General features: G+C 66.1%; 3 protein-coding genes. All 3 read left to right on the top strand.

All coding sequences use genetic code 11. The features are described from left to right. The coding region (aceK, locus tag V7Q81_RS15880; protein ID WP_333845278.1) for a bifunctional isocitrate dehydrogenase kinase/phosphatase at window positions 1–928 on the top strand (928 nt) is incomplete at its 5' end. Between the two features lie 145 nt (window positions 929–1073). Next, window positions 1074–1703 (top strand): hypothetical protein, encoded by a 630-nt coding sequence (locus V7Q81_RS15875; RefSeq protein ID WP_333845276.1) that lies wholly within the window; start codon window positions 1074–1076, stop codon window positions 1701–1703. A gap of 13 nt (window positions 1704–1716) precedes the next feature. Further along, window positions 1717–1999, top strand: a 283-nt coding sequence (locus V7Q81_RS15870; protein ID WP_333845274.1) for a hypothetical protein, incomplete at its 3' end; no start/stop codon positions are given.

The raw sequence follows: 1999 nt of genomic DNA, 5'->3' as shown, positions 1-1999 counted from the left end.
AATCTACACCCTGCTCGGGCTGCAGAAGCACGGCAAGACCCTCTTCTACCGGGATCTACACCATCACTTGGAGCATTCCAGCGACAACTTCTGCATCGCGCCGGGCATCCGCGGGCTCGTGATGCTGGTGTTCACCCTCCCTTCCTACCCGTACGTGTTCAAGGTCATTCGGGACACGTTTGGCCCGCCCAAGGACATGGACCGCAAGACGGTCATGGAGAAATACCTGATCGTGAAGTACCACGACCGGGTCGGGCGCCTCGCCGACACCTTGGAGTACTCCGACGTGGCGCTGCCGCTCGCCCGCTTCGATCCGGAACTGCTCGAGGAGCTCAAGCGCGATTGCGCCTCCAGCGTGGAGTTCGAGGCCGACAAAATCATCATCCGGCACATGTACATCGAGCGGCGCATGGTTCCGCTCAACATCTACCTGGAGGATGCGGATGAGGAGCGCCTGCGGCACGCCATCCAGGAATACGGCCAGGCGATCAAGGATCTGGCTGGGGCGGACATTTTCCCCGGGGATCTCCTGCTCAAGAATTTTGGCGTCACGCGTCACGGCCGAGTGGTGTTCTACGACTATGACGAGATTGCCCACATGACCGACTGCACCTTCCGGGCTCTGCCCGAAGCGCGCACCCCCGAGGAGGAGTTGGCCGCCGAGCCCTGGTATGGGATAGGGCAAAACGACGTGTTTCCCGAACAGTTCGCCCGCTACGTGTTCACCGACCCCCGCGCCCGGGCGATCTTTCTGGAACTTCATCCCGAGCTCGTGGACCCCGCGTTCTGGCGAGAGAAGCAGCGGCGCATCCTCCAGGGCATCCAGGAGGACGTGTTCCCCTATCCGGAATCGCTACGCTTTTGCCACCGTCCTCGGCCGCCCGGGGCGGAAGCCGACAGACGGCCCGCTCGGGCAGGGGCTGCGTAGTGCCTGGGAACGGTCGCGATGCAGAGGGAAACCCCCAAGCCCGGGAGGTGGTCAACCGCAAAGAGCACCCCCCGATGACCGGCGTGAATGATCGCGAACATTTCAGTGCTATGGAGCTTCAGTGACCGCTTTAGGCCGGCGTTTCTTGAAATTTTTCCTCCATCTCGCCCTTGGGCTCGCCGTCTTCGCCGCCTTCATGATGGCAGTGGGTTACTGGATCTATTCCAGCTACCAGCGCGGGGTAGAGGCTTCTCCTTTCGTCCAGGCGCTAGTCCGCATCGAGAAGGAAGGCGATGCGGCGAAGCTGACCCGGGCGCTCGCCCAGGGCCTGCAGCAGGCGAGCGCGGAGGAGGCCGAGCTCACCGTGTTCTGGCTCGAGCCGCGCTCCCACCAGGGGGTAATTCCGGCCCTTTACTTCATGGGGCTGTACGCGGAGAAAGCGGGCTGGCGGGATCGGGCGCTCGAGCTGGTTTCCGCGGCCGCCCTGGTGGGGCGGGTGGACGCGGTCCGCTGCGGGTCCCCTCAAGCAATGCAGGTGGTCGAAGAGCTTGAGTCCCGCCTCGAGCTCGGTCGCGCCTTCGCGCTGTTGCGCCAGGACCCGGGGCGGCGCTCCCGGCTGGTGAAATGGGCCCTCGACTACGAAGAGACGCACCGCAGCCGCCCGCGGGCGGCGTGGGTCTGTGGCGCCTCGCCCGCGGACCCCGCGGCCGAAGCCGCCTGGCCCAGCCGCCGCAGTGAGGTGCGCGCCGAATTCGAACGCCGGTTCGCCACCTGAGCACCTCCACCCCATGACGAACACCATCTATGCCGTCGCGGCGACTTCCGCCGCCTTAGGGGTCGCGGCCTTTGTCGGCGCCCTGCGGGCGGCAGTGCGTCGCCGGCCCCTCGCCTGCCTGTCGTGGATCGCTTCCGCCGTGCTCGCGTTGGCCGTCGGAGCGCTGTTCGCAACCCTCGCCGCCGCCACCCTGGGCTACCAAGCCTTCGTCCGGGAAGACACGGCGGCGTGGATCTCGGTGACGCCCACGGGACCCCAGCGGTTCGAAGCGCGGGTGCGACTGCCCAGCAGGGAGG

Origin of the sequence: Pelomicrobium sp. (genome assembly GCF_036803785.1) — a bacterium.
In the GTDB taxonomy this organism is placed as follows: Bacteria; Pseudomonadota; Gammaproteobacteria; order Burkholderiales; family UBA6910; genus Pelomicrobium.
This window is presented reverse-complemented; position numbering and strand designations above follow the sequence as displayed.